We start from the raw sequence: 3,321 nt of genomic DNA, 5'->3' as shown, positions 1-3,321 counted from the left end.
TGTTCATTCGGTCCTCCGAGAATCACTGAAGCTTTGACAACCTCAGCTTTCTCGACCAGGGCCGAATGGACAACCTCCTGAAAGCTCACAACTAGAGCGGTTCATCGCTTATCGGAATCGGCAGGGATTGAACGAAGCCGCTTTCGCGGCATTTGGAGGATCTGATTGCATGAAGCGCTCCTGATTGAAGGAATGGGCTGTTTTGCCCAACCTTCAATCAGGAGATGACGATGACGGAGATGAGCCCTCTACGCCGGCGCATGATCGATGACATGACGATCCGCAACCTTTCGCCAGCAACGCAACGATCGTATTTACATGCGGTGACGAAGTTCTCGCGCTATTTCGGGCGATCGCCAGACCGTCTTGGACTGGAAGACGTGCGCGCGTTTCAGGTGCATCTGGTTTCATCGGGCCTATCATGGCCAGCCTTGAACCAGACAGTTTGTGCCCTGCGGTTCTTCTTTGGCGTCACGCTTGGTCATGGCGAGATACCGGAGCGCATTGCCTATGCCCGGACACCCGCCAAGCTGCCGACGATCCTCAACGGCGACGAGATCGTCCGGTTTCTGGAAGCGGTTCCGAGCCTGAGGACCCGTTCCGCACTGACGACAGCGTATGCGGCGGGGCTGCGCGCCTCGGAAGCTGTCCATCTCAAGGTCCGTGACATTGAAGGCGGACGCGGCATCATCCGCGTCGAGCATGGCAAGGGCGGAAAGGATCGCAACGTCATGCTATCAGCGCAGTTGCTCGCGATCCTGCGGGTCTATTGGCGGCTGGCGAGACCCGAGGTCTGGCTGTTTCCGGGCCGGGACGAGACCAAGCCCATCGACGTCCAGGTTCTGTATTCTGCCTGCCGTTCGGCGTGCGCCGCGGCTGGGATCCACAAGAGGGTGACGGTGCATACGCTGCGCCACAGCTTTGCCACCCATCTTCTGGAAAGCGGAACCGACATCCGCATCATCCAAGTTTTGCTCGGCCACAACAATCTATCCACCACGGCACGCTACACGAAGGTTTCCAACACCCTGATCCGCAGCACGACCAGCCCGCTCGACCGGCTGACGTTGGAGGTGGTGCCGCCAAGCTGAGTAAGCTCCGCCATGGCGGCGGGTCTGGAGGTGGCGGAGATTTTTCACCGCCACGGGGAAAGATATCGCCAAGCACACGACGCTCATCTCGGGCGTGTCGAACGCCGGGTCATGAGTGCGGTCGAGATGTGCAGGACCGCTCGGCTGGGCGGACATGTCCAGCAATGCCAGGACTGCGCGGCGTTCCGCGTCGCTATAATTCCTGCCGCAACCGGCATTACCCAAAGTGTCAGGGACAGGCGAGTCGTGACTGGCTTGCCGCACGGCAGGCCGACCTTCTGCCGGTCGGCTACTTTCATGTGGTATTCACCCTACCGCAGCAGATCGCCGCAATCGCCTTCCAGAACAAGACCGCCGTTTACAACATCCTGTTCAAGGCTGTGGCTGAGACGCTACGCAAGCTTGCTGCCGATCCCAGGCATCTGGGTGCCGAGATCGATTTCATCGCGGTGCTGCACTCCTGGGGCCAGAACCTCCACTGCCACCCACATATCCATTGTATCGTGCCGGGCGGCGGATTGTCGTTCGACCAGTCGCGCTGGATTGCCTTCCGGCCAACCTTCTTCCTGCCTGTGCGGGTTCTGTCGCGGCTGTTCCGGCGGCTGTTTCTCGAACAGCTGAGGCAGGCCTACGATCTGGGTCAACTTCAATTCTGCGGCGATATCGCCGCTCTGGCCGATCCGGTCGCCTTCAATCGAACCCTTAGAGCAGCACGTCGCATCGAATGGGTGGTCTATGCAAAGCCGCCATTTGCCGGACCCGAACAGGTACTGGCCTATCTCGGCCGCTATACCCATCGCATTGCCATCTCCAATTCCCGCCTCGTCAGCATTGATGGCGATCGCGTCACATTCCGATGGAAGGATTATCGAACGGGCGGCAGGCAAAAGGTGATGACGCTCGATGCCTACGAGTTCATCCGCGCCTCCTGCTTCACACCGTTCCGGACGGCTTTCACCGCATTCGTCATTACGGCCTGCTTGCCAATGTCCATCGGCAACTGAAGCTGGACCTGTGCCGAAGCCTGCTCGGCGTCCCGCCGCCGGAGCAGCCGGTCGAAGAACCGGACGCAAAGCCACCACCTTTGGCGCACCGCTGCCCCTGTTGCGGCGGAACGATGACGATAATCGGCGCGTGGACCCCGATCCAGCCGGTCTGCCGACCAGCATGGGAAGACAGTTCATGATCATACCACGCGTGCCACCAGTCCAACGATCAGCGTCGGCATGCCGAGCAGCCGCGAGGCAAGTGCTTTGGCCCATCGTGCCTGAGCAACGTAAAGCGCAACAGCACCAAGGGTTCCGTCGATGCAAACCAGCCGACAGGGGCGTCAAAGACACCGCAAATACCGGCAAGTATCTCCTTCCAGACCTGTCAACGTGCTCCGCCAAGGCTCGAACCTGCAAAACGCCATCCACCGCTTCGGCTAAATCCCCATAGCGACAAACAACCCGCGCCTTCGCTCAATCCGGCTTCAATGAGGTCCGATCAGTGAATGCCGCACGCACGGCGCGCGGACCTCACAGAACCCTCCAGATTCTCAAATCAGCAGAATTGTGATTCAAGATGGGTGCTGGAGTAGGAGGCCAGCCTCCATGACGCGACCTTATTCGAATGATCTTCGTGAACGTGTAGTGGCTTCAGTTGCGGCCGGTCAGAGCTGCCGGGTTGTGGCGGATCGGTTCGACATTGCCGTGTCGTCTGTTGTGAAGTGGTCTCAGCGGCATCGGGCAACCGGCAGTGTGACCCCCGGCAAGATGGCGGTCGACGTCGACGGGTGCTTGAGCCGCATCGCGCCTTCAAAGGGTTTTGGGTGTGCCGACGGTCAGTGATCGGATCGCGCAGATGGTGGTCAAGCAGATGATTGAGCCGGATTTAGAGCCGCTCTTCTTTCCAGACTCCTATGGCTACAGGCCGATGAAGTCGGCTTTGGATGCCGTTGGGGTAACGCGTCAGCGGTGCTGGAAATACGATTGGGTTCTGGAATTCGACATCAAAGGGCTGTTCGACAATCTTCCGCATGATCTCTTGCTGAAGGCGGTCAGAAAAGACGTCAAATGCAACTGGGCTCTGCTCTACATCGAAAGATGGTTGACCGCGCCTATGGAAAAGAACGGAGAAGTCATTGAGCGGACGCGTGGTACCCCGCAAGGGGGCGTGGTCAGCCCGATCCTATCGAATCTCTTCCTGCATTACGCGTTTGACGTCTGGATGACCCGGACGCATCCGG

The 3,321-nt window shown here is 59.2% G+C and carries 1 protein-coding gene and 3 pseudogenes; all 4 read left to right on the top strand.

Features of this window, described 5'->3' with window-relative positions:
* Positions 1-230: 230 nt before the first annotated feature.
* On the top strand, positions 231-1,091 hold the full coding sequence (locus tag GA0061105_RS32025) for a site-specific integrase (protein WP_077989899.1): 861 nt from the start codon (positions 231-233) through the stop codon (positions 1,089-1,091).
* Positions 1,092-1,103: 12 nt separating this feature from the next.
* A pseudogene (locus GA0061105_RS32020) lies at positions 1,104-2,277 on the top strand (IS91 family transposase).
* A gap of 409 nt (positions 2,278-2,686) precedes the next feature.
* Positions 2,687-2,892: pseudogene (locus GA0061105_RS32015) on the top strand (IS630 transposase-related protein); the annotation flags it as partial.
* Positions 2,892-3,321: pseudogene (locus GA0061105_RS32010) on the top strand (reverse transcriptase domain-containing protein); the annotation flags it as partial. The pseudogenes GA0061105_RS32015 and GA0061105_RS32010, both read left to right, overlap by 1 nt.

Source organism: Rhizobium aethiopicum, from assembly GCF_900094625.1.
Classification (GTDB): Bacteria; Pseudomonadota; Alphaproteobacteria; order Rhizobiales; family Rhizobiaceae; genus Rhizobium; species Rhizobium aethiopicum.
The sequence above is the reverse complement of the archived record's forward strand: the minus strand, read 5'-3'. Positions and strand labels throughout refer to the sequence as shown.

What these genes read in the sequence shown, in the direction of transcription:
- GA0061105_RS32025 (WP_077989899.1), top strand. Translation starts at nt 231, where the DNA reads ATGACGGAGATGAGCCCTCTACGCCGGCGCATGATCGATGACATGACG.